The 23,501-nt window shown below is 62.9% G+C and carries 19 protein-coding genes and 1 riboswitch; of the genes, 13 read left to right on the forward strand and 6 right to left on the reverse strand.

The window, feature by feature from the left end; genetic code table 11:
- From PG896_RS16565 to cbl, 7 genes are all read left to right on the forward strand, one after another.
- Positions 1-347, forward strand: a 347-nt coding sequence (locus PG896_RS16565; protein ID WP_270835954.1) for a hypothetical protein, incomplete at its 5' end; no start/stop codon positions are given.
- Between the two features lie 127 nt (positions 348-474).
- The gene (locus tag PG896_RS16570) at positions 475-1,476 is read left to right on the forward strand and encodes a sulfate ABC transporter substrate-binding protein (protein WP_043156148.1); all 1,002 of its coding nucleotides are present in this window, start codon (positions 475-477) and stop codon (positions 1,474-1,476) included.
- Positions 1,477-1,515: 39 nt separating this feature from the next.
- Complete coding sequence (locus PG896_RS16575) at positions 1,516-2,091, forward strand: RBBP9/YdeN family alpha/beta hydrolase (protein ID WP_010672824.1); 576 nt, start codon at positions 1,516-1,518, stop codon at positions 2,089-2,091.
- A gap of 269 nt (positions 2,092-2,360) precedes the next feature.
- Positions 2,361-3,200 (forward strand): sulfate ABC transporter permease subunit CysT, encoded by an 840-nt coding sequence (cysT, locus tag PG896_RS16580; RefSeq protein WP_039039454.1) that lies wholly within the window; start codon positions 2,361-2,363, stop codon positions 3,198-3,200.
- Positions 3,197-4,090 (forward strand): sulfate ABC transporter permease subunit CysW, encoded by an 894-nt coding sequence (gene cysW / locus PG896_RS16585; protein ID WP_113069621.1) that lies wholly within the window; start codon positions 3,197-3,199, stop codon positions 4,088-4,090. Before cysT ends, cysW begins: the two co-directional genes overlap by 4 nt.
- Positions 4,091-4,121: 31 nt before the next feature.
- Entirely contained in the window at positions 4,122-5,189 is a 1,068-nt protein-coding gene (locus PG896_RS16590) for a sulfate/molybdate ABC transporter ATP-binding protein (RefSeq protein ID WP_045523324.1), read from the forward strand.
- Between the two features lie 116 nt (positions 5,190-5,305).
- Positions 5,306-6,253, forward strand: a complete 948-nt coding sequence (gene cbl / locus PG896_RS16595; RefSeq protein ID WP_270835955.1) for an HTH-type transcriptional regulator Cbl — start codon at positions 5,306-5,308, stop codon at positions 6,251-6,253.
- Between the two features lie 111 nt (positions 6,254-6,364).
- Here cbl and gbpA read toward each other — a convergent pair whose 3' ends face one another.
- A complete protein-coding gene (gene gbpA / locus PG896_RS16600) occupies positions 6,365-7,786 on the reverse strand; it encodes an N-acetylglucosamine-binding protein GbpA (protein ID WP_200164833.1) in 1,422 nt (473 codons plus the stop codon).
- 60 nt (positions 7,787-7,846) lie between these two features.
- Positions 7,847-7,932: riboswitch (cyclic di-GMP riboswitch) on the reverse strand.
- A 229-nt stretch (positions 7,933-8,161) separates the two neighbouring features.
- Positions 8,162-9,841, reverse strand: a complete 1,680-nt coding sequence (locus tag PG896_RS16605) for a methyl-accepting chemotaxis protein (RefSeq protein ID WP_210538295.1) — start codon at positions 9,839-9,841, stop codon at positions 8,162-8,164.
- 294 nt (positions 9,842-10,135) lie between these two features.
- Here PG896_RS16605 and PG896_RS16610 point away from each other — a divergent pair, with 294 nt between their 5' ends.
- On the forward strand, positions 10,136-11,998 hold the full coding sequence (locus PG896_RS16610) for a M3 family metallopeptidase (protein WP_270835957.1): 1,863 nt from the start codon (positions 10,136-10,138) through the stop codon (positions 11,996-11,998).
- 87 nt (positions 11,999-12,085) lie between these two features.
- Here the strand turns inward: PG896_RS16610 and PG896_RS16615 are convergent, their stop codons facing one another.
- Positions 12,086-12,319: a hypothetical protein gene (locus PG896_RS16615; protein ID WP_058056487.1), complete on the reverse strand. Its 234-nt coding sequence runs from the start codon at positions 12,317-12,319 to the stop codon at positions 12,086-12,088.
- 308 nt (positions 12,320-12,627) lie between these two features.
- Here PG896_RS16615 and PG896_RS16620 point away from each other — a divergent pair, with 308 nt between their 5' ends.
- Entirely contained in the window at positions 12,628-13,926 is a 1,299-nt protein-coding gene (locus tag PG896_RS16620) for a ferredoxin reductase family protein (protein ID WP_270835958.1), read from the forward strand.
- A gap of 15 nt (positions 13,927-13,941) precedes the next feature.
- Here the strand turns inward: PG896_RS16620 and PG896_RS16625 are convergent, their stop codons facing one another.
- On the reverse strand, positions 13,942-17,109 hold the full coding sequence (locus tag PG896_RS16625; protein WP_201872272.1) for a S41 family peptidase: 3,168 nt from the start codon (positions 17,107-17,109) through the stop codon (positions 13,942-13,944).
- A gap of 279 nt (positions 17,110-17,388) precedes the next feature.
- Here PG896_RS16625 and PG896_RS16630 point away from each other — a divergent pair, with 279 nt between their 5' ends.
- From PG896_RS16630 to PG896_RS16645, 4 genes are all read left to right on the forward strand, one after another.
- The gene (locus PG896_RS16630) at positions 17,389-17,868 is read left to right on the forward strand and encodes a L,D-transpeptidase family protein (RefSeq protein WP_047434434.1); all 480 of its coding nucleotides are present in this window, start codon (positions 17,389-17,391) and stop codon (positions 17,866-17,868) included.
- Positions 17,869-18,032: 164 nt separating this feature from the next.
- Positions 18,033-19,559 carry a YjjI family glycine radical enzyme gene (locus PG896_RS16635; protein WP_201872270.1) on the forward strand — a complete coding sequence of 509 codons (1,527 nt, stop codon included), beginning with the start codon at positions 18,033-18,035 and terminating at the stop codon, positions 19,557-19,559.
- 10 nt (positions 19,560-19,569) lie between these two features.
- Positions 19,570-20,451: a YjjW family glycine radical enzyme activase gene (locus tag PG896_RS16640; protein ID WP_270835960.1), complete on the forward strand. Its 882-nt coding sequence runs from the start codon at positions 19,570-19,572 to the stop codon at positions 20,449-20,451.
- A gap of 117 nt (positions 20,452-20,568) precedes the next feature.
- On the forward strand, positions 20,569-20,892 hold the full coding sequence (locus tag PG896_RS16645) for a DUF1820 family protein (RefSeq protein WP_010672837.1): 324 nt from the start codon (positions 20,569-20,571) through the stop codon (positions 20,890-20,892).
- 16 nt (positions 20,893-20,908) lie between these two features.
- Here PG896_RS16645 and PG896_RS16650 read toward each other — a convergent pair whose 3' ends face one another.
- Positions 20,909-21,841 carry a LysR family transcriptional regulator gene (locus PG896_RS16650; protein ID WP_270835961.1) on the reverse strand — a complete coding sequence of 311 codons (933 nt, stop codon included), beginning with the start codon at positions 21,839-21,841 and terminating at the stop codon, positions 20,909-20,911.
- Positions 21,842-21,899: 58 nt separating this feature from the next.
- Complete coding sequence (locus tag PG896_RS16655; protein ID WP_270835962.1) at positions 21,900-23,096, reverse strand: amino acid aminotransferase; 1,197 nt, start codon at positions 23,094-23,096, stop codon at positions 21,900-21,902.
- Positions 23,097-23,501: the final 405 nt, after the last annotated feature.

Consider the following 23,501-nt stretch of genomic DNA (forward strand, 5'->3'; position numbering starts at 1 on the left):
AGTTCAGTCGGTTAGAATACCGGCCTGTCACGCCGGGGGTCGCGGGTTCGAGTCCCGTCCGCTCCGCCACTAAATTGAAAGGCCTTCCCTATCGGGAAGGCCTTTTTGCTTTCTGGCGTCTGGATAATAGCTCAGGAAACAAGAGGCAATCGGCGGGTCTGCCGCCTGTTACTGACAACACGCCTCTTCCCCCCTGTGGTGCTTACGTGCCTGGTATTGTCTCTTTGCCCAGGGTTTACCCTTCGCTCTGGTTTGCCTTTGTTCCTCCATCTTTTCCCAACCCGGCCAATCGGCCGGGCTTTGTCGTGTCTGGAGATGAGCATCGCAAGCACGCGAATACGCTCTGACCGAGAGTGCCAGAGGACCATCGGGAGCTCATATGCGGATAAGAGATAAGCAAAGCGCTTTTTCTTTCTTCATGGAATATGCATAAGCGGGCATGCTGTACTCAACCCAACGATATGGAGTATCACCATGAAACTGCGAATGACCGCTCTCACCGTTCTCTCCCTGCTGGCTCTCGGTCAGGTCCAAGCCGCCGAGGTGCGGCTGCTGAATGTCTCCTATGACCCGACGCGGGAGCTGTTCCAGGAGTACAACAGTGCCTTTGCCAAGGAGTGGAAGGCCAAAACCGGCGACGATGTGGTGGTGAGCCAGTCACACGGTGGCTCAGGCAAACAGGCTCGTGCCGTGGTGGACGGACTGGAGGCTGACGTGGTCTCCCTGGCGCTGGCCTATGACGTCGATGCGGTGGCCAAGGCAGGTCTCACCGCCAGCGACTGGGAAGGGCGTTTGGCCAACAATGCCTCTCCCTATACCTCCACCATCGTCTTCCTGGTGCGCAAGGGGAATCCCAAGCAGATCAAGGATTGGGGCGACCTGGTGCGCAAGGATGTCGCCATCATCACCCCCAACCCCAAGACCTCCGGCGGTGCGCGCTGGAATTATCTGGCTGCCTGGGGCTATGCCCTGAAGAAAAGCGGCACTGAAGGGGGCGCGAAACAGTTTGTCAGCGATCTGTTCAAGAATGTGAAGGTGCTGGACTCAGGGGCACGTGGCGCCACCACCAGCTTCATCGAACGCGGGCTCGGGGATGTGTTGCTGGCCTGGGAAAATGAAGCGTTGCTGGTGCTCAATCAGCCGGGCACCAGCGACAAGTTCGAACTGGTGGTGCCCTCGGTCTCCATCCTGGCCGAGCCGCCGGTAGCCGTGGTGGACAAGGTAGCCAAGAAGCATGGTACCGAGGCCGTCTCCAAGGCTTACCTCGAGTATCTCTACTCTGACGAAGGGCAGCGCATCATCGCCAAATACCACTATCGTCCGAGCAATCCGGCGATCCTGAAGGAGACAGCGGCCCAGTTCCCCAACCTGACGCTCTTTACTGTCAAGGATCTGGAAGGCGATTGGGACAAGGCACAGAAGAAGCACTTCGCCCAGGGCGGATCGTTTGACCAGATTTACCAACCGGGCCGCTAAGAGACGCAGGCCCCTGTGACAACAGATAGGAGTACCACGATGAACAAGATCCTTCTGGTTCCCGGTCTGCACAACAGTGGGCCGGATCACTGGCAGAGCCGCTGGCACCAGCAATTTCCCCAGTGGCAGAGAATGATGGGTCTGCCCTGGGACAAGCCGGATCTCACGGTCTGGAGCGCAAAGCTGGCGAGCAAGCTCAGGAGCCGGCGCAGCCGGGTCCACCTGGTCGCCCACTCCTTCGGCGCTCTAACGGCCATCGCTGCCGCCAGACTGCAACCAGACAAGGTCTCTTCCATCTTCATCGTTGCCCCTGCCGATCCTGCCCGTTTCGGTATCCCGGATGAGGTGTTGACGGGGTCCATCAAGGTCTCTGCCCAGTTGATCGCCAGCCGCAATGACCCCTGGATGAGTTTCGAGCGGGCAGAGTTCTGGAGCCGGCAGTGGCAGGTGCCGTTGTTCGATGCGGGGGAGGTGGGCCATATCAATGCCCAGTCCGGCCATGGGGAGTGGCACCAGGGCCTCGCTTTGCTTGGCACCCTATACCGCCGTGCCGAAATGGTCGTGGAGCCTGCTCCTGCCGAGTGGGGCAAGCAGGCCGCACTCAGTTTTCGATGAGGGACCATCGGATTGTCTCGGCACGATTTCCAGGCGGGCTGGCAACTTGGCCAGCGTGACTGACTTTGCATGTTCCCGGTTTTACCGCTCCGTCTTTTAGGTCTTTTATTTATATAAAAGACCTTTTTTTATGCTTATCGCTCTAAAAGCCTTGTTCCACCATTGTTAGATAAAAAAGTGCTTAGCAAAGGCATTATTGGTGTTTGTTGTCCCTGGCCGCCGTGAGCAAAATCGTCACATCCAAAGTATTTATAACAAACGGATGTGTTATGCGATTAAGTTCTTATTCCGTCCTGCCAGGCCTGGGGCCAACGCTGGGCTTCAGTCTGCTCTATCTGGGCATACTGGTGCTGCTGCCGCTCTCGGCACTGGTGCTGTTTGCGGTGAACAACCTGAGCGCCGCCGAGTTCTGGCAGGTGATCGGCTCCCCCCGGGTGCTCGCCTCCTTTCGCCTGAGCTTTGGCGCCGCCTTCATTGCCGCCCTGCTCAACAGTCTGTTCGGTCTGATACTGGCCTGGGTACTGGTGCGCTATACCTTCCCCGGCCGCAGACTGGTGGATGCGCTGATCGACCTGCCCTTTGCCATGCCGACTGCCGTCTCCGGCATTGCCTTGTGCGCCATCTTTGCCCCCAACGGTTGGATTGGCCAATGGGTCGCTCCGCTGGGCATCGAGCTTGCCTACAACCCCATAGGGGTGGTCATTGCCCTGACCTTTATCGGGCTGCCCTTTGTGGTGCGTACCCTGCAGCCGGTGCTGCGGGAAGCGGAGAGCGAGCAAGAGGAGGCGGCCGCGAGCCTGGGTGCCAACCGCTGGCAGACCTTCATCCGGGTACTGTGGCCGACCCTGGTACCTGCGCTGCTCACCGGTTTTGCCCTGGCGTTTGCTCGCGGCGTGGGGGAGTACGGCTCTGTCATCTTCATTGCCGGCAACCTCCCCATGGTGTCCGAGATTGCACCCCTGATGATCATGAGTCATCTGGAGGAGTATGACTACGCCGGTGCATCGGCCATTGCGTCCGTCATGCTGCTCATTTCCTTTGTGCTGCTGTTGCTCATCAACAAGTTGCAAGCCTGGAGCTGGGCTCGCATCGGAGGAAGCCGTATATGAACGCCTCTACTGCACATCTCGATCAGGCCCAGGAGTCCGCTCCGGCCACCCCGGCGCGTCATCCCCCGGTGACCCATGAACCGGTCTGGGTCAAATGGCTGCTGGTTACCGTCGGTCTGGGCTGGTTTGCCGCCTTGCTGCTGTTGCCGCTGGCCACCGTCTTCATCCAGGCGCTGAGCCCGGGTCTGGCCTTCTTCTGGCACGCCATCAGCGAGCCGGATGCCCTGAGCGCCCTGGGGCTGACCGCCCTGGTGACGCTCTGCTCGGTGCCCCTGAACCTGCTGTTCGGGCTGGGCGCTGCCTGGGCCATCGCCCGGTTCCGCTTTCCTGGCCGGCAACTGCTTATCACCCTCATCGATCTGCCGTTCTCGGTCTCGCCGGTCATCGCAGGCTTGATGTTCGTGCTGCTGTTCGGCAGTCGCGGCTGGTTCGGCGAGTGGCTCAGCGAGCACGACATCAAGATCATTTTCGCCACCCCGGGGATTATCCTGGCGACCACCTTCATCACTGTGCCCTTCGTGGTGCGCGAGCTGTTGCCCCAGATGGAGGCGCGGGGCCCGGAGGAAGAGGAGGCCGCCATCATGCTGGGGGCGAGCGGGTTGCAGATGTTCTGGCGGGTGACCCTGCCCGGCATCCGCTGGAGCCTGATGTATGGCCTGCTGCTCTGTACCGCCCGGGCGGTGGGGGAGTTTGGCGCTGTCTCCGTGGTTTCCGGCCACATTCGCGGCCAGACCAACACGCTGCCGCTGCACATCGAGATCCTTTACAACGAGTACCAGACCGGTGCCGCCTTCGCGGTGGCCAGCCTGCTGGCGCTGTTCGGGATCTTCACCCTGCTGGGTGAGACCCTGCTGGCCAGGCTGCGCGGCCAACCGACCCAGTCCCATTGATCCCGAATTAACGGTTATAGGAGAGGCATTCATGAGCATTCAGGTTCAAGGGCTCAACAAGCATTTCAATCAGTACGCGGCGCTGGCCGACATCAACCTCGATTTTCACGACGGTGAGCTGGTCGCCCTGCTCGGCCCCTCCGGCTGCGGCAAGACCACCTTGCTGCGGATCATCGCCGGGCTGGAGCAGGCGGACAATGGCAGCGTCATCATCCGCGGTGAGGATGCCTCGGATCTCCATGTGCGCGAGCGCAACGTTGGCTTCGTGTTCCAGCACTACGCCCTGTTTCGCCACATGACGGTGTTCGAGAACGTGGCCTTTGGCCTGAGGGTCAAGCCGCGCAGCGAACGCCCGGACGAGGCGGCCATCCGCACCCGGGTCAAGGAGCTGCTGGATCTGGTGCAGCTCAGCCACGTCGCGGCACGCTACCCGACCCAGCTCTCCGGTGGTCAGCGCCAGCGGGTCGCCCTGGCCCGAGCCCTGGCGGTGCAGCCCAAGGTGCTGCTGCTGGACGAGCCTTTCGGCGCCCTCGATGCCCAGGTGCGCAAGGAGCTGCGCCGCTGGCTGCGTGAGCTTCACGACGAGCTGCATGTCACCAGTCTGTTCGTGACCCACGATCAGGAAGAGGCCCTGGAGGTGGCGGATCGGGTGGTGCTGATGAACGCCGGCAAGGTAGAGCAGATTGGCACCCCTGCCGAAGTGTATGATCAGCCCGCCAGTGCCTTCGTGCACAGCTTCCTTGGCAGCGTGAACCTGTTTCGTGGCAGGGTGGCCGGGCAGGGGCTCGGCATCGGTGAACAGCAACTGGGTGGCCCCATCCCCTCCCATCTGGCAGAAGGGAGTGCGGCCATTGCCTATGTGCGCCCCCACGAGCTGGAGATCCTGCCCTCGGATGCCCCCGGTGGCATTCGCGCCACCATTACCCGCCTGCTGCCCATGGGGCCGCGCATCCGGGTGGAACTGCGTGGCGATGGGGAGACGGGAGGCGCCCACTACGAGGCCGAACTGAGCAAGGAGGCCGCCCGGGCCTTTGCCCCCGGCCAGGGGGTGCGTCTGGTGGCCAGGCAGGCACAGCTCTATCCCGACTACCAGATCTGAGGTCAAGCCGCGAGGTGTGGCCCTCTTTCAGGCTTGCTGCCGGGCTATGATCCCGGCAATCCATAACAAGAGGACGGTGGCACGAGCCACCGCCACTCAGCGCAGGAGGCGATGAGGTGAACTTTCAGCAATTGCGAATCATTCGGGAGGCGGCACGGCGGGATTACAACCTGACCGACGTGGCCAATGCCCTCTTTACGTCCCAGTCCGGGGTCAGCCGCCACATTCGCGAGTTGGAGGAGGAGCTGGGGCTCGGCCTCTTCATTCGCTATGGCAAGCGTCTGCTCGGCATGACCGAGCCGGGCAAGGAGTTGCTGGTGATCGCCGAGCGTATCCTGGGGGATGCCGACAACATCCGCAAACTGGCGAGCACCTTTGCCAATCGCGACTCGGGCCGGCTGCTCATCGCGACCACTCATACCCAGGCCCGTTATGCCCTGCCGAGGGTAGTGAAGGCGTTTCGGGAGCAATTTCCTCTGGTACAGCTGGAGCTGCGTCAGGGGAGCCCGGAGGAGATAGTGCGGCTGGTGCAGACCGGCGAGGTGGACATCGGCATCAGCAGCGAGCAGCTCGACAAGAGCGAAGGGGTGGTGGCCTTTCCCTACTACCGCTGGCACCACAATATCGTCGTGCCGGAGCAGCACCCCCTCACCGCCGAGCGGGAGCTGACCCTGGCCGCTCTGGCCCACTGGCCCATCGTCACCTATCAGGCCGGCCTCACCGGTCGGGCACGGGTGGATGATGCCTTTGCCGAGGCGGGCATAGTGCCGCAGATCCTGCTGACCGCCCAGGACTCCGACGTCATCAAGACCTATGTCGAGCTGGAGATGGGGGTGGGCATACTGGCGGACATGGCGTTCGATTCCCAGCGGGACAAGGGACTGGTGCAACTGGACGGCAGTCGGTTGTTTGCGCCGCACACCGCCTGGATCGGCCTCAAGCAGGGGCAGTTCCAGCACAACTTTGCCTGGCAGTTCATCCAGCTCTGCAACCCCGAGCTGGCGCTGGCGGAGATCCAGGCCCGCGCCATGAGCAACGAGCCCCTGCTCGACTATCAGATCTGAACCGAGGGATGGATGAAAAACGGGGAGCCATGGGCTCCCCGTTTGTTTGATGTTGACCTGATCTGGCACCGGAAGCGCCGAGCGGGTTCCCGCCAGGTCGGATACGTCCCATCACTGCGCTGTCCAGGCCTCCTGCCAGTGGGAGCCGACGCCCGGTTCATACTGGGTGGCCGTGCTCGCCCACTGGCTGCACCAGCCGCTGTAGGGGAAGGGTTTGCACTGATAGATCTTGGCATTCTTCGGCTGCAGCACCCGGGTTCCGGCGGTGTAGGACTTGAGGCCGTCCGGGAAGGTGAACTGGTAATCGTCCCCGCTTGCCGGGTCCTTGAACATGAGATCCAGGGTCTGTTGCACCGCGTCACCACCGGCCTTGGGTTTGCCCTCGATCACCAGCTGATGGTGGCCCGCACTCAAGCCGGTCAGCGCCATGGAGAAACTCTGGCTGCCGTCCTTGATGTCGGCACTGCTCTGTCCCCTGGCGACACCGCCGTGGTCATAGAGGGTGTTGGTGATGGCGAGATCCCCCTGGGCCGTGACGGTGAACGTCAGGGTGAGCTTGCCGTTGTCGAGGGGGTAGTCGCTCGCCAGACCGCTCACGCTGATCCCGTTCTCAACCGGGGGCTGCTGTTGCTCAAGCTGGATCTCGACCCGTTGCAGGTTGCTGCCAGCCTTGAGGTAGACCGGGTTCTGGCCATAGACGGGGTTGAACTGGCCCTCCGAACCTTGCTGGCCAGCACGGATCTGGCTCTGCTCGGCGTTGATTTTGCTCGCCAGGGCGTGGGCCCAGTTGTTCTTCTGGCCCTGCCCGGCGCTGGCGATGGTCAGCTCGGTCTGGAGATCGGTGCGCTCGCCATTGGCATCGAACACCCGGGTTCTGGCTTTGTCACCCGCCACCAGGTCGATGGAGGGATAGATGGTCCCTCCCTGGTTCCAGGTCAGCGGGGGCTGGGTGCCATCCTTGAACCGGGCGTCGATCAGGTTGTAGAAGCTGTTGGCGGTATCCCCTACCTCCCACACCCCGAGAATGACCTGATAACCGGTACGCGGGGGCAGGGTGCACTGATGGGTCACCTGTTTGGGGGGCTGCACCATGTTGCCGTCGATGACGCAGAAGGGATTGAGATCGAACGCATCCCGGGTGAGGGGCTGGTTCGGGTTCCAGTCCTGCTTGGTGAGGTAGTAGCGCCAGTTGCGGGTCACGTGGTTGGCAGTGAAGGTCCAGCTGATGGCGAAGGGGCCGGCCTGCACCTCACGTTTGGTCCAGCGATCGAGGGTCTGGGTGTTGAGCTCGCCGAATTGGGGGTGACCGGCCGAGGCTATCTGGCCGTCGGCGGGGCCGCCATCGGGGAAGCCGGAGGGGGCTTCCAGGCTCTGGGGTTCCCACTGGATGGCGCCACACTGGCTGTTGCCCCCTGTCTTGCACAGGTAGTTGCGCCCTTCGGGCTGGCTGATGTAGCCGTGAGCGAGCACGCCGCCACTGGCCAGCAGCGCCAGCGCTGCCGCGAGATGGGTGAGTCGGATATTTGCTGCCATACATTCCTCTGTTCGGTGATGTGGGCAGTCACGTTGGCAGGGGAGTTCCCCGAAACACGGTGCTGCAACCCCGCTATCCTGGACAGCTTGTCTTTAGACCGGAGGCTTTGCGTCCTGGCCTTTCAACCAGTTTGCCAAATGACTACAGAAAGGATCATGGTGCCGCCTGTGGCGACCACTCATCATGACTATATTTTGTTAAAAAATTAAGTGTAAAAATTGACAGTGCCATCTCATCGGAGCAGCGCATCAGCGGCAGATCACTCCATCGGGATCTGCGCGCTGGTTCAGTGCGAGAGGGTGGCCCGGGAGAGGCTCCCGTGGCCATGACAGGTAAGGAGCCCCTGCAAGCCTGGCAGGGGCTCATGGGGCCACTCAGTGGCGGGGTTGCATGCCTGCTCGGGAAGAGGACACCTGGGTCGGTCGCATCATCCTGTCCTGGGCTTGGGCGTTGTCGAGCTTGAACACCGCCAGTCGCTCGTCGAGGCTTCGGGAGAGACCGGCCAGCAGTTCACTCTCCTGGGCCAACTGGGAGGCCGCCTGGGACATCTCTAGCGCCGAGTCGTTGATGCCGCTGACGTTGCGGTTCATGTCTTCCGCCACCATGCTCTGCTGCTCCGCCGCCGTGGCGATCTGGGTCGCCATGTCACTCACGTGCTGGATGTGATTGACGATGAGGGAGAGATCCTGCCCCGCCTTCTCGGACTGGTTGACGCTGCTCTCCGCCAGCTTGCGGCTGGCGTCCATGGCGTTGGCGGCGGTGACAGCCCGTTGCTGCAACTGGGTGATGGTACTCTGGATCTCCTCGGTGGAGTGGCGGGTGCGACTGGCCAGCTGGCGCACCTCGTCGGCCACCACGGCAAAGCCACGGCCCTGCTCGCCGGCCCGGGCCGCCTCGATGGCGGCGTTGAGGGCCAGCAGGTTGGTCTGCTCCGAGATGGCGCTGATGACCGCCGTCACCTCGCTTATCTGCATCACACCCTCCTTGAGCTGGTTGACCTGCGAGGTGGCCTGATCCACCTCGGTGGCCAGCGCCTGGATGCCGTGCACGCTGGCATGGACATCCTGGTTGCCGAGCCCGGCCTCGCTGGTGGCATCCTGGGTGTCGCGGGCCGTATTCTCTGCGTGACCCGCCACGTCGGCGATGGTGGCGCTCATCTCGTTCATGGCGGTGGCGAGCTGGGCGAGCTGATCCCGCTGACTGTTGACCGCCTGGTTGGTCTGTTCGGCGGAGGCAGCGATGCGCAGGGCGGCATCCGCCACGTTGCGGGCCCCCTGGCTCGCCTCCAGCAGGGCGCGGCGGATGGCATCCAGCCCCTGGTTGGTGGAGCTGGCGACGGCGCCGAGCTCATCCCTGCCCAGCACCGGGATGCTGACCACCAGATCGCCAGCCGCGACCCGGGCCATGGCCTTGTTGATCTCGGCCAGGGGATTGACGATGGAGCGGCTGATGGCGAGTCCCAGCAGCCCCATCAACAGGATCACCAGCAAGGTGGCGCCACCCATCCACTCATATTGGGACCACATGGTGGCCTCAATGTCCTGCAACAACACACCGGAGCCCAGGATCCAGCCCCAGGGCTGGTAGCCCGTCACCAGCGACATCTTCTGGGACGCCTCGCCGGACGGGGAGACCCACTGATACTCCAGCCTGCCCTGGTGGCCGCCCTTGCCGAGATCCACCATGTGCTGCCAGTGGGACTCGGCAGGGTTGTTGCCCATCTGCTGGCCGACCAGCTCGGGTTTGGCGGGATGCACCACCACCCGACGATCTTCATCCAGCACGAACAGGTAGTTGTCCCCGTCAAAGCGCATGCTGTCGAGCATGGCCTTGGCCTGTGCCTTGGCCTGCTCCGGGGGGAGGGTGGCGGCCAGGGCCTGGATCCGGCTCATGGCCAGGTCCAGCACCGCCTGCAGCCTGGCTTCCCGTTCACTCATCAAATTGCGGTGCAGGGCACTGGCCGAGATGAGCAGCAGTGCGATGAAGCCGACCAGGGCCAGTGAGAGCAGCAGCATCAGTTTGCGACTCACGGCAATATCACCGAGCTTGAACATAGTCTTATCCTTACTTTCCCATGCGGGTCTGATTGTGGCCGTTCTAGCGGCCGGACCTGATTATTGTTTTTTTAACATGCCATTAACTTTCAATGGGTTGCGATGAAAAACAGCCAATTGAGCAGTTTGACAACCAGTATAGCCAGCAGACAGAAACCCTCGCTTTTGATAGCGTGATGGCGCGCATCCCGGCGCACAATTTGTCTGCTCCATTTGCAAGAAGTGTGAATGGGTTGGCATTTCACCAAAAAGGAGTGGGCGCCCCCGTGGTCGCCCCATAACAAGAGGGAAGTTATGAGTTCCATTGCCAGGAATTATCTCAACCAGCTCAATGCCGATTACCTGCAGGTGCACAGACGCAAGGAGGACCTGTTCTGGTCCACCTACATGGGCACCAGCGACGATCAGGCAGGCTTCACCGCGGCCGAACAGGCCTACAAGGCGTTCTGTGCCGATCCTGACCGCCTGCCCGTGCTGCGGGAGATGCATGCCCAGGCCGAAGAGGCGGATCTCAGGCGCGGCCTGGGGGGCTGGATCGCCTTCTTCGAGTGCAACGTCATCGAAGATCCCGGTGCCTCCGCCCTGATGGACGAGCTGGTGGCCGCCGAGGCGGATCTCTTCACCCGTCGCAAGGGGTTGAAGCTCACCTTGCTGGACGAGCAGGGCCGCCAGGTGCCCGGCAGTCTGCCCGCCGCCAGCACGGCGCTGGCCGCCAGCTGCGACGAGGCGGTGCGCCAGAGCGCGCTCGCCATGTTCCAGACCCTGGAGCAGTGGGTGGTCGACAACGGCTATCTGGCCATCGTCGCGCTGCGCAACCGCTTCGCCCGTGCCATGGGCTATCGCGACTACTTCGATTACAAGGTGCACAAGAACGAGCAGATGAGCCCGGAGCAGCTGTTTGCCATTCTTGACGACTTCATCGCCCGCACCGATGCCCGCTTGCACCAGAGTCTGGCGGAGCTGAAAGCGGCCAAGGGGGAAGCAGCCCTGCTGCCCCACAACCTGCGCTACAGCGTGAGTGGTGACGTGACCCGCCAGCTCGACCCTTACGTGCCCTTCTCCCGGGCGCTGAAGGATTGGGTCGAGAGCTTCCGCCGGCTCGGCATCCAGTACCGCGGTGCCACCCTCACCCTGGATCTGCTGACCCGGGAGGGAAAATACGAGAACGGCTTCTGTCACGGCCCGGTGCCGAGCTTCTGGCAGGATGGGGAGTGGGTGCCGGCGGTGGTCAATTTCACCAGCCTGGCCAATCCGGCCCAGGTGGGCAGCGGCTGGAGCGGGCTCAACACCCTGTTCCACGAGGGAGGCCACGCGGCGCACTTTGCCAACGTCACCGGCAACGCCCCCTGTTTCTCCCAGGAGTTTCCGCCCACCTCCATGGCCTATGCCGAGACCCAGTCCATGTTCTGCGACAGCCTGCTGGACGACGCGGACTGGCTCAAGCGCTACGCCAGAAACGCGGCGGGAGAACCCATCCCCGATGCGCTTATCCAGGCCATGATTGAAGCGCGCCAGCCATTTCGCGCCTTCAACGAGCGCCAGATTGCGCTGGTGGCCTACTTCGAGCGGGATCTCTACGCCATGGACGAGGCCGAACGCACCCCGGCCGCCGTGCTGGCACTGGCCCGCAAGTGGGAGCGCAAGATCCTGGGGGTGGAGAGCCCACGCCCGCTGCTGGCCATCCCACACCTTCTGAACCAGGAGTCGGCCTGCGCCTATCACGGCTATCTGCTGGCGCTGATGGCGGTGGAGCAGACCCGCGCCTATTTTCTGAGGCGCGACGGCTATCTCACCGACAACCCGCGCATCGGGCCGGATCTGGCCGCCCACTACTGGGGACCGGGCAACGGCATGACCCACGACGAGACACTGCAGAGCCTCACCGGCGAGGGTTTCAGTGCGGTGCCGCTGGCAGAGGCGTGCAACCGGAGTGCCGCCGAGGCGTGGCAACAGGCGCAAGCATGCATGGCGGCCGCGCGGCAGCGCCCACCGGCAGGGGAGGGAACGCCCCTCGACGCCCATATCCGGGTGGTACACGGGGCCGAGCTCATCGCCGACAACAGCGAGTCGGAAACCTGCATGCTGGCCGATTTCGAGGCGTGGATTACCCGGCGCTACTTTGCTGGAGATGTTGGGGAGGGGCGGAGCTACGTGTAGTGAGCAATTTAATGGGCGTTAACCTGTTTTGAAACGGCAATTGGCAGGCGGGGAAACCTTCCTGCCATTCTTTTTGCTCATTGTTCACTACTCATCGATGACCTTTTTTCCACAATTTTCACAGATGGCGTGGCGCTCAAAGCGATCCATGTTGGCCAGAAAGGGGCCGGCGGCCCAGCCGGTAATGAAGTCTTTGATAAATGCTGTTCGTTTTTGCTCCGGTGTCGGCTGTTTGCCAAAGGATTTGTCGACCAGCACCACGACATGGTTGGTCTCGCGCTGACAACTCGGGCAGACGCGTTGTTCAGTGGATGAAAGCAAGGGGGGACTCCTTGTGCAGAAGAGTGGGCAGCAGGTTTTCCGCCGCAGATATGTAACGTCCCCATTTGATTCCTTTTTCTGGCAGGTCGTCAATCACAGCGGAGGTGGATTGTGCGCTATCTCCTGTGAAGAGGGGCGAGCCAACAAGGGTGATCACGAGGGGCCAGTCGGTCCCTGTTTTGTTTCCGTTTGTCACACATTGCCACACAAGCTTCCCCCTCTGGCAAAGTCTTGTGACCGGGCGGGTGTGCAATGGTGCCATCAGCAGGGAGATGAGGCCCTGCCGCGATGGAACCAGGGAGCATGTTATGACGAACAAATGGATGTGGTGGCTGTTGCCGCTGCTGGTGGTCGGAGTCTGGTGGCTCGGTTATGCGGGGGATGCCAACGGGGTGTGGCCCTGGCGCCATGAGATGTTGCTGCTGACGGGTCTGCTGGGGATGACCTATATGGCCATTTCGCTGTTGCTGGCGTTACGCTTGCCGCAGCTGGAGGTGTGGTGTGGCGGTCTGGACCGGATGTTGCGATGGCACCGCCAGACAGCCATCGGCGGTGCATTGGCGCTGACCGCCCACTGGCTGGTGGTGGAGGCGCCCAAGTGGGCGATCTCGGCAGGCTGGCTGAGTCGTCCCGCCCGGCGTGGGGCCAGCGGTGTCGGAGCTGGCGCCGGAGCAGGTGCAGGCAATGGCTTCTCGATCCATGCCTTTGGCAATACCCTAGGCGAGTGGAGTTTCTATCTGCTGATCGCGCTGGTGGTAGTGAGCTTGCTGGCGCTGGTGAGTTATGGTCGCTTTCGGCTGATCCACCGGCTGGCCCCGCTCATCTATCTGGCGGGGCACGGGCTCTGCCTGTTGCCTCAGGTAGGGGCCATGACCCCTGTTGGGGTATCGATCTGGTTGATCGGCGGGATCGGCGCTATCGGGGCCCTCTACTCCCTGCTGGGACAAGTGGGAGTGCGGGATCGCCATCCGGGCCGGGTCATTGCGGTGCGGGGGCTGGCGGATCACACCTGCGAGCTGACCATGCAGCTGGAGCGGCCGCTCGCCCATTACCGCCCGGGCCAGTTTGCCTTCTTCGAGTTTGACGCCAAGGAGGGGCCGCACCCCTTTACCCTGGTGCGGGTGTCAGCGGATCGGCGCCAGTTGGTGATCGCGGTGCGGGCGCTCGGGGATCATACCCGTCAGCTGGTGGCAGAGGCGCGCGCCGGGGATGGGGTGGTGGTGACCGGGCCCTATGGCGCCTTTGTCGCCCCGCAAGGGGGAGGTAGAGCCCTCTGGCTGGGGGCCGGGATAGGTATCACGCCGTTTGTGGCCTGGCTGGAGGGGTTGGCAGCCCGTGGGGAGCGAGGCGAGGGGATCACCCTGATCCAGTGCGCGCCGGATCTGGCGGGGGCTGTCTACCACCGACGGTTGGCCGAGCTCTGTCATCGCACCGGTGTGCGTTATCAGCTGCATCTGGACAAGGCGGCCGGGCGGCTGGATCTGGCTCGCATCGCGCAGGATGCGCCCGAGCAGGTGTGGTTTTGCGGGCCGGAGGGGATGGCAGATGCCCTGACCCGGCTGTTGCCGGACGGGCATCTGCATCGCGAGCTGTTTCGCTTTCGTTGAGCTCGATGGGCGCCGTTATTTGGCGCTGGCTGGCAACTGCTTGAGGGCGGCTTGTACTGCCGCCTCCAGTTGCGGGTCGCGCCCGGCCACCATGTCTGCGGGGGGGAGGGGCACCTGCAGATCCGGGACCAGCTCCTGATTCTCGTAGAAGGTGCCGTCCGGTTTGCGCAGCCCCAGGGTCGGAATGCCGTAGGAGAGTCCCGGGATCAGCCTAGAGTCGTGGCTGTAGACCATGGTGCCGGTGCCGGGCACCGGATCGCCGACGATGGGGCCGACCTTGAGGGTGCGGTAGTACTCGGGGAAGGCGGAGCCTTCCGAGTAGCTGGCGGCGTTGACCAGCACCACCGAGGGCTTGGTCCACTGGCGAGTGGCGGCGTCGGTTTCCCCCTTGCCCTGACGGGGCCAGCTGCTGGCCATCCCCTTGCTGCTGCCGCTGCCGGTCAGAAACTCCACCAGGGTATTGGCGAGATAGCCGCCGCTGTTGAAGCGGACATCGACGATCAGCGCATCGCGATTGCGCTGTCTGCCGAGGGCATCCGCCACCACCGCATCGTAGACCTCGCTATTCATTGCCGGCAAATAGACGTAGCCGACCCGTCCTCCGCTCAGGCTGGCCACCAGTTCCCGTCGTTTCTCAATCCAGCGATCCTGTTGCAGCTGGTACTCCTGCTGCTTGTCGATGGCGGTGAGCACTACCTCGTCAGTTTGCTTGTTGCCCTCCTGCTGGAAGGTGAGGGCGAGCCGGGCACCAGCCTGATGGTTAAGGGCCTGATCCAGCTCGGCCAGATTGGCAATCGGGACGCCGTTGATGGCGAGCAGGCGGGCGCCCGGGGCGATATCGCTCTCCTGATCCAGCGGGCCGCCAGAGAGCATGGCGATGAGCTCGACCCCTTGCTCGCCATCCTGCCAGTAGCCGCCCAGGCTGGCGGTCTCATCCGCCATGCGCGGGAAGGGGGCGGGGGCGCTGCCCCAGGTGTGGGAGACATTGAGCTCGCCAGCCAGCTCCGCCAACAGGTTGCCAAAGTCCCGCGGGTTGCCGATGCCCGGCAGCAGGCGGCGGTAAGCGGCGACATAGCGATCCCAGTTCACCCCGTTCATATCGTCCAGATAGAACTCGTCCCGGGTGAGCCGGGCGATCTGATCGAAGGCGGCGGTCATGCGTTCCTGCCAGCGGCTGGTGAGCTGCAAGGCGAAGGGGGCGCTGGTGGCTTCGCCGGAGTCGAGGTGGATCCGGGTGATCTCCCCATCCCGCACCAGGGTAGCCAGGGTGCCCTGCTGGTTGAGGCTTGCCAACGCTGGGCCGGGCTGCTCGCCAAACAGTTCGCTGGTTTTGCCTTTGCGCAGATCCTGGCTGTAGCCCTTGATCTCGCTCTCGCTGTTGACCCCCATCTCCTCCACCAGATAGATCAGCTGGTCGCCGATGATGCGGCTGGCGAGCAGGGTGCCGGTGGGTTGCAGCAGCAGCGCTTCTCTATGGTTGAGACGATCGCTCTCAAAGCCGTATCCCCCTTTCGGCGGCTCCAGTTCGGCAATCGCATCAGCTCTGGCGGCGCGGCTGCTGTAAATGCCGAGCAGGTTGGTGACGAGGGGCTCGCCATCGGGCCCCAGTGCGCCAAACCGGGTCGATTGCCAGTAGAGGATGGCGCCATCCTGACTCCAGGCTGGTGCCCCGTCCTGATAACCGTTGAGGCTGACATTGACCGGTTTGGCCTTGGGATTGGCCGTGTCGATCACCGCGATCTCCTGCTCTGCCGCATCGGGGCGGAAGGTGAGCGCCAGATGGCGGGAGTCGGGGGCAAAGGCGAGATGCACCTCGTGGCGCGAGGGGTTGAAGCTGGCAGGCACCAGCTCCCGCTGCTTGTTGCTCGCCAGATCCAGCAGGTGGATGGCCTGGCCATCTACCACGAAGGCGAGCTGCTTGCCGTCGGGGGAGAGCACCGGACGGCTGATCCCCTTGCCGGGAATGGCCAGCAGCAGGCTCTCGGTCAGAGTGCCGGGATCGCTGAACAGCAGATCCGGATCCCCCTTGCGCAGGCGATAGAGGGCAGCGTGCCCCTGCTGCTCCGACAGATAGATGAGGGCGCGGCCCTGCTCGGCGAAGAGGGGGCTGGATTGCTCGCTTGGATCTCGGGTCAGCTGACGCACCCGCTCCCGCTCGGGGTCAACGGCAAACAGGTTGCCCTCGCTCACCAGGATCAGCTCATCCGCCTCTTCGCTGACCAGCGCTTCGTCTGCCAGGGTCAGGGCCTCGCTCGCCTCATCCGGCGCGCTGGCCACTTGCGGGGTGAGGGTCAGCTTGCGTGGCTCGCTGCTACCGGCATCAAGGCGATAGAGTTCCCCCAGCCATGACCAGACCAGATCGCCATTGCGAGAGGCGCTGAGCCCCCGCACCGGATGGCCCTGATAGTGGGTCAGCTGTTGTTCCTTGCCGCTGGCGAGGTCCCGGCGCCAGACGTTGAAATCGCCGCTGCGCTCGCTCAGGTAAAAGAGAGTATCTCCCTTGTCGCTCCAGACCGGATCGGTGGCCGCCACCCGATCTTCGGTCAGCTGCTTGTGCTGCTTGCCATCAAACAGCCAGAGGCGGGGCACCGCAAACGAGTGCTGATGCTTGCGAAAGGGTTGATCCGCCGCGGGCATCTGGTAGACGAGCCGCTCCCCGTGGGGACGGGCCAGGGTCGCAGGCAGCGGCAGGTCGGCCTGCAGGGTGCCGCCGGTGATCGGGGTCCAGTAGAGCTCGCCCCATTGGTAGCCTTCCGCGACAAAATGGTCGGCATCTGGCGCCCCCAGGCGCTGGCTGCTCAGCAACAGCCGTTTGCCATCGGCGCTGAAGGCTTGCGGCAGATCGGTGCGCGAATCGCGAGTGAGGCGCACCATCTCGCCGCCGCTGGCAGGCACCACGAACACATCCTCGTTGCCGTAGAGATTGGCGGCAAAGGCGAGCTGTTTGCCATCCGGCGACCAGATTGGCCGCTGGCTCAGGTAGTCGCTGCCGGTGAGCGCCGTGGCGTGGCCTCCCTCGGCACTGGCGACAAAAATGCGCCCCTGCCAGGTGAAGGCAAGCTGCTTGCCATCGGGGGAGAGGGCGGGCTCGCGCAGCCAGAGTGCATCGGCGGCGACACAGGCAGGCAGCCAGAGCAGAAGTGGCGAGAACAGCAGGGTGGCGAGGCGGCACGAAGAGCGCATGGCATGATCCTGTCGGGGAGTGGAGTGTTATCTTCGCCGATCATTGCCCCGGGTGCCAGCGCGATAATTTTTGGTATCTTGTTGTTTTAACTGTTAATTACTAATGCCAAATGACGGTGTCCAAGGAAGATGGCCTTGCTGCGGCAAGATATGTTTTGCCGGGCATATTGAGTATTGATGGCGATCCAATATCATGGCGCTCGCTCGCCGCTCGGCGGGCATCGTTCAGATGATCTGGTAACAAGAAAAGCCCGCACCAGAGGCTTGTCGAGGGATGGAATGAGAGCCGTATTACTGTGTTTGTTGGGGCTTTGGCCCGCATTGAGTTTTGCCTTTACCGAAAAAGCCGATTTGGTGGTGGTCAAGAAGTCGACCTATAGCCTGACCCTGATGAAGGATGGCAAAGAACTGAAGCGCTACTGGATTGCTCTGGGCCCGGCGCCCAAGGGGCACAAGCAGCAGGAAGGGGATCAGCGTACTCCGGAAGGACGCTACACCCTCGACTACAAGAAGACCAATTCCGGCTACTACAAAGCCATCCATATCAACTATCCGAACCTGGATGACATCAAGCGCGCCAATGAGCTGGGTGTTCGTCCGGGTGGCATGATCATGATCCACGGCCAGCGCAACAGCATTGGCAACCGCAGGGTTCAGCCTTCCAACTGGACCAACGGCTGCATCGCCATGCTCAACCACGAGCTGGATGAAGTGTGGGATGCCGTTGACCCGGGAACGCCCATCGTCATCGAGCCCTGATCCGCACAACGGGGGCCTTGTCGGCAGACAAGGCCCCCGTTCTGTTTGGGGTGTGATCCTCTCTCGCGGATGTCTTTTTGAGACATTCGTATTGTTGTGAATGTCACTTCAAAAAAAGCCTGCAAATGGTGAGGATATGGGCTCTGTCTGTGAAGGAGTGTCCCATGTCTTTGATCGAAACCTGTCAGCGCATCGTGCGCGATCCCCATCTCTCCGCCGCCCAGAAGAGCCACGCACTGGCGCTGGCCGCCGAGAATGCGTTGCCCTACCCCGACCTGCCTGCCGCAGTCGCCGAGGCGATGGAGCAGGGATTTATCTGCGACATGTTCGAAGGGCACGCCCCCTACAAGCCGCGTTATGTGTTGCCGGACTATGAAAAATTCCTGGGTCAGGGCTCTTCCTGGCTGGAGCTGGCGCCGCCGCAGGATTTCGACGAGGCGCTCAACGCCCTGCGCATCCTCTATCACCATGTCCCCTCAGTCACCGGCATGCCGGTCTGGCTGGGGCGGCTCGACCATCTGCTGCTGCCGTTCGTCGGCGAACTGGATGACGAGACCCTCTATCGCAAGCTGAAGGGGTTCTGGGTCTATCTGGACAGGGTGCTGCCGGACGCCTTCATGCACGTCAACATCGGGCCGGATGACAACCGCATCTGCCGTCTGATCCTGCGCATCGACAACGAGCTCAAGCAGGTGGCGCCGAACCTCACCTTCTTCCACGATCCGGGGCAGACCCCGGACGATCTGCTGCTGCAGGCGGTGAAGAGCATCGCCGAGTGCAGCAAGCCGCACATCGCCAACTACCCGATCCACCGCGACACCTTCGACAATCGCGGCTTTGGCATCGTCAGCTGCTACAACGCCCTGCCGCAGGCCGGTGGCGCCAATACCTTGGTGCGCATCTCCCTCAAGCGGGTCGCCGAGCAGTGTCAGGGGATCGATGACTTCCTCGGTTGCCTGCTGCCCCACTACTGCCGTCTGGCCTCCCAGTTGATCGAAGCGCGCTCCGCATTCCTCCACGATGAGTCCGGTTTCTTCGACAGCTTCCTGGTCAAGGAGGGGCTGCTGGATGAGGATCGCTTTGTCCCCATGTTCGGCATCTACGGCATGGCGGAAGCGGTCAATATCCTGATGGATAAAGAGAATCTGCCGGATCGCTACGGCCATGGCGAGGAGGCGAACCAGCTTGGCTATCGCATCTCGGCCCAGCTCTCAGCCTATGTGACCACGACCCCGCAGACCCATGCCTGGGGTGGCCGCGCTTTGTTGCATTCGCAAGGTGGCCTTAGCATCGATGTGGCAGTCACCCCCGGGGTGCGCATTCCCTACGGGCAGGAGCCGGATCCCGCCAGTCATGTGCTGGCGCTGGCGCCGCACCACACTTATTACCATTCGGGGATCAGCGAGATCCTGACGCTGGATCCCACCATTCGCCAGAACCCTCAGGCGCTGTTGCAGCTCTGCAAAGGGGCGCTTGCCATCGGTATGCGCGAGTTCACCGCCAACGTGGCCGACAGCGATCTGGTGCGGGTGACCGGCTACATGATCCGCAAGAGCGATGTGGCCCGCTTCGCAGAGGAGGGATCGCGGCTGCAGACCACCTGTCTCGGTGCCGAGGCGAGTGAAGTGACCGCCATTCGTCAGCGGGCACCGCGAGTGGTCGCCCACGAGTCGACCATCTGCGAGTATTGAGTTCGTCCTGATGGCTGATGTTTTGCCAACACGCAGCGCCCTGGTAAGCAGGGTGCTGCCCTTTTCCTGTGTCGACGGGCCGGGCAACCGGCTGGTGCTGTTTCTGCAAGGGTGCAACTTTCGTTGCCCCGGCTGCCATAATCCGCACACCATAGGGCTGTGTGACGATTGCGGTGACTGCCTTGCGGTCTGTCCGAGCGGTGCCCTCATCTTCAATCAGGGCAAGGTGCAATGGCAGGCAACGCTCTGCACCGATTGCGACGCCTGTCTGGATGCCTGCCCGCGTAGTGCCAATCCCAAGACTGCCACCATGACGGTGGACGACGTGTTGGCCCTGCTGCGCCGCTATGGCCCGCTGCTCACCGGCGTCACCGTCTCCGGCGGGGAGGCAACCACCCAGTTGCCCTTCGTGATCGCCCTGTTCACGGCCATCAAGGCTGCGCCGGATCTGGCCCGTCTCACCTGCCTGCTCGACAGCAACGGATCCCTGGGGAAAACGGGTTGGCAGCGGCTGTTGCCGGTGCTGGACGGCGCCATGATAGACCTCAAGGGGTGGCGCGAGCCTGTGCATCTGGCCCTGACCGGGCGGGGCCGCGAGCGGGTGCTGGTATCGCTGCAACTGCTGGCGCAGGCGGGCAAGCTGGCGGAGGTGCGGCTGCTGCTGGTGCCGGGGCGGAGCGATTTTCTCGATGCCACCGGCGCGCTGGAGGAGGCGTTGACGGCCTTCTTGCTGTCGCTGGGGCCCGTGCCCATCCGCCTTAACGGCTTTCGCCACCACGGGGTGCGAGGGGAGGCGCTGTCATGGCCAGAAGCCGGGTCGGCTGATCTGACAGTGCTTGCCAACGCATTGAAGGCCAAGGGATTTGGGTCGGTGATGCTGCCTGCGATCTGAGCTCTGCGGCACGTCGGGATGCTGTGACCCGATATGACGCAACTGTGAACTCTGTCTATAGGGGCTGTCCGAGGGGACGGCTAGAATGGGCAAACCGTCCATCACCAACAGATACCCATGAGTGAATCCAACGCCCTTTATCGAGTGCAGTTCATTTGTCACAGCGAGCGTTACGAAGTCTATGTAAGAGAGGTGAATCAGGGCCAGCTGTTCGGCTTCATCGAGATTGCCCACTTCGTGTGGGACAACCACACGGCGCTCATCGTCGACCCCAGCCACGAGAAGCTGAAGAGCGAATTTGCCGACGTCACCCGCACCCTTATTCCCATGCACCACGTGCTGCGGGTCGATCAGGTGCGCAAGCAGGGGGCCGCCCGCATCACCGAGCTGGGCAACAACGTCACCTCTTTCCCAGGCCCCATCTACACCAAGAAACCCTGATTCCTGCCACCAGGCATCATTGTGGGGCGTCCAGCTCCCGGGCCAGTTGCAGGATGCGCTGACGGAACCAGCGCAGGGCGGGATCTTCCCCCAGGGGGCCATACCACACCAGGCTGTGGGTCACGGCGCCGTAATCGAAGGGGACAGGGCGGCTCACCAGCCCCTGGGTACAAGCCCGGGTAGCCCAGCCCTTCACGGCTGTGAGAATGAGATCGCTCTGGCGCAGCAGGGCGGCGGCGCTGCCAAAATCCGGCAGGGTGGCCCCCAGTCTGCGCCGTACCTGGCGCTGGGCCAGACTCTGCTCGAAGAAGGGATCGGCCAGCTCCTGATCGCGAATGGCGATGTGGCGCCAGCTCAGGTAGGCATCGAGATCCCAGGGATGCGTCAACGCCGGATGATCCGCGCGCATCAGGCAGACCAGCTCGTCCTCCCGCAAGGTTTCCCAGACGAGGCCGGGCTGATTGACCCCGGGCTGGCTCTGATCGTGGGGCAGGATCACGAAGTCGAGCTTGCCCGCCGCCAGAGCAGCCAGTCCCTGCTCGTCCTTGTTACGCACAACGGGCATCAGCCCCGGCACTTCCTGCATCAACTGACCCAGTACGGCCCCCATGGGCCAGATCATGCTGCTCTCTCGCATCGCCAGGTTCAGCTCCCCCTGCCAGTTGGCAGGGGAAAATCCTTCCTGGCTGGTGAGGCCGTTGAGCTCCCCCAGCAGGCGGCGCAGCGTCGGGCCGAGGCGTTCGGCAAACGGGGTCAGCAGCAACTGATTGCCCTGGCGGTAGAGCAGTTGATCCCCCAGCAGTTCGCGCAACTGGTTGAGGGTCTTGCTGACAGTGGAGGGGGTGGTGCAGAGGCGCTCGGCGCTGCGGGTGACACTGCGGGTGTCGAGCAGCAGATGCAGGGTCACCAGGTGGCGACCGCCGAGGCGGGAGAGGGCAATGAGATCCATCACGGTTCCACGGGCAAGGGGACAAACGAAAAGCCCCGCCTGAGCGGGGCTTGCGGGCTTAGCCCTTGAGCACAGCGGCCATGGCGTCGGCCACGTAGTCGACGTTGCGGCTGTTGAGGCCCGCCACGCACATGCGACCGGAGCGCACCAGGTAGACGGCGAACTCTTCCCGAAGACGGTCCACCTGCTCCGGCGTGAAGCCGGTGTAGCTGAACATGCCGCGCTGGTTGATGAAGTAACTGAAGTCGCGGCCCGGCACCTTGGCACTCAGCACCTCGAACAGCTTCTGGCGCATGGCCTTGATGCGGGTGCGCATCTCGGTCACCTCACCGACCCACATGGCGTGCAGTTCGGGCTGGCTCATCACCGCCGCGGTGATCTGGCCGCCATGGGTGGGGGGGCTGGAGTAGTTGCGGCGCACGGTGGCCTTCATCTGGCCGAGCACCCGGCTCGCCTCTTCGGCATCCTGGCAGATGACCGACAGGCCGCCGCAGCGCTCGCCGTAGAAGGAGAGGTTCTTGGAGAAGGAGTTGCTGACGAAGAAGCTGACACTGGCGGCCACCATGGCGCGGATGGCATAGGCATCCTCTTCCAGCCCGTCACCGAAGCCCTGATAGGCGATGTCCATGAAGGGGATCAGGTTCTTCTCGACCACCAGGGCGATCACCTGGTCCCACTGGGCACGGGAGAGATCCACCCCGGTCGGGTTGTGGCAGCAGGGGTGCAGCAGCACGATGCTCTTGGCCGGCAGGCTGCTCAGGCAGTCGATCATGGCGTCGAACCGCACGCCGCCGGTGGCCGCATCGTAATAGGGGTAGTCGTGCACCTTGATGCCGGCCCCCTCGAACATCGCCTTGTGGTTGTCCCAGGTGGGATTGCTGACCCACACCTCGGAGGTCGGGAAGTAGCGCTTGAGCAGATCGGCACCGATCTTCAGGGCGCCGGAGCCACCGATGGTCTGGATGGTGGCGATGCGACCCGCCTTAACCGCTTCGTGCTCGGCGCCAAACAGCAGGTGCTGCACCGCGGTGCGGTAGTTGGCGGCGCCTTCCATCGGCTGGTAGGGGCGCGGGGCCGGGGCGGCGGCGCGCTGCGCTTCGGCCTGCTGCACCGACGGCAGCAGCGGAATGCGGCCCTGCTCGTCGTAATAGAGGCCAATCCCCAGGTTCACCTTCTGCTCGCGGGTATCTTTGTGGAAGGTCTCGACTAGCGTCAGTATGGGGTCGCCAGCATAGGCATCGACGTGTTCAAACATGGGGGGTCCTTGAAGTTGACTGTCCAATTCGGCCGGCCATCAGCCGGGCCGATATGATGGCGCAATCCAGAGGTGGCCTCAAGTTGTTCGAGATGGCGACAGGGCTGACAAAGTCTGTCGCAGTGGTGAACGCGGGGCCCTTGCCAGGATCCTGCATCCCGTCTGCACGTTCCCCCCATTTTGTCAGAGAAGGCTGCCTTATCGGCATCGTTTGGATAATATATGGATGCATACGGCCCCTCTCATTCCCCTCCCACCCATCCGGGGGAGCCAGGTTCGGCGCCGCCTGAGACAAAAGAAATAGTTGCATAATAGTCAGGCTATTCTTTGGTTCTTCGCGGGATCCTGGGAAAGTGGAAGTTGACAGACAGGGTGCTGGTAAACTGGTTGTCGCCAAACACACCA

The sequence above is a fragment of the Aeromonas sp. QDB30 genome, assembly GCF_027707645.1.
Lineage (GTDB): Bacteria > Pseudomonadota > Gammaproteobacteria > Enterobacterales > Aeromonadaceae > Aeromonas > Aeromonas caviae.

Coding starts and splice junctions, on each gene's coding strand:
- cysT (WP_039039454.1), top strand. CDS start 2,361: ATGCGATTAAGTTCTTATTCCGTCCTGCCAGGCCTGGGGCCAACGCTG.
- gbpA (WP_200164833.1), bottom strand. CDS start 7,786: ATGGCAGCAAATATCCGACTCACCCATCTCGCGGCAGCGCTGGCGCTG.
- PG896_RS16630 (WP_047434434.1), top strand. CDS start 17,389: ATGAGAGCCGTATTACTGTGTTTGTTGGGGCTTTGGCCCGCATTGAGT.
- PG896_RS16645 (WP_010672837.1), top strand. CDS start 20,569: ATGAGTGAATCCAACGCCCTTTATCGAGTGCAGTTCATTTGTCACAGC.
- PG896_RS16610 (WP_270835957.1), top strand. CDS start 10,136: ATGAGTTCCATTGCCAGGAATTATCTCAACCAGCTCAATGCCGATTAC.
- PG896_RS16650 (WP_270835961.1), bottom strand. CDS start 21,841: ATGGATCTCATTGCCCTCTCCCGCCTCGGCGGTCGCCACCTGGTGACC.
- PG896_RS16590 (WP_045523324.1), top strand. CDS start 4,122: ATGAGCATTCAGGTTCAAGGGCTCAACAAGCATTTCAATCAGTACGCG.
- PG896_RS16605 (WP_210538295.1), bottom strand. CDS start 9,841: ATGTTCAAGCTCGGTGATATTGCCGTGAGTCGCAAACTGATGCTGCTG.
- PG896_RS16575 (WP_010672824.1), top strand. CDS start 1,516: ATGAACAAGATCCTTCTGGTTCCCGGTCTGCACAACAGTGGGCCGGAT.
- PG896_RS16625 (WP_201872272.1), bottom strand. CDS start 17,109: ATGCGCTCTTCGTGCCGCCTCGCCACCCTGCTGTTCTCGCCACTTCTG.
- cysW (WP_113069621.1), top strand. CDS start 3,197: ATGAACGCCTCTACTGCACATCTCGATCAGGCCCAGGAGTCCGCTCCG.
- PG896_RS16570 (WP_043156148.1), top strand. CDS start 475: ATGAAACTGCGAATGACCGCTCTCACCGTTCTCTCCCTGCTGGCTCTC.
- PG896_RS16640 (WP_270835960.1), top strand. CDS start 19,570: ATGGCTGATGTTTTGCCAACACGCAGCGCCCTGGTAAGCAGGGTGCTG.
- PG896_RS16620 (WP_270835958.1), top strand. CDS start 12,628: ATGACGAACAAATGGATGTGGTGGCTGTTGCCGCTGCTGGTGGTCGGA.
- PG896_RS16635 (WP_201872270.1), top strand. CDS start 18,033: ATGTCTTTGATCGAAACCTGTCAGCGCATCGTGCGCGATCCCCATCTC.
- PG896_RS16655 (WP_270835962.1), bottom strand. CDS start 23,096: ATGTTTGAACACGTCGATGCCTATGCTGGCGACCCCATACTGACGCTA.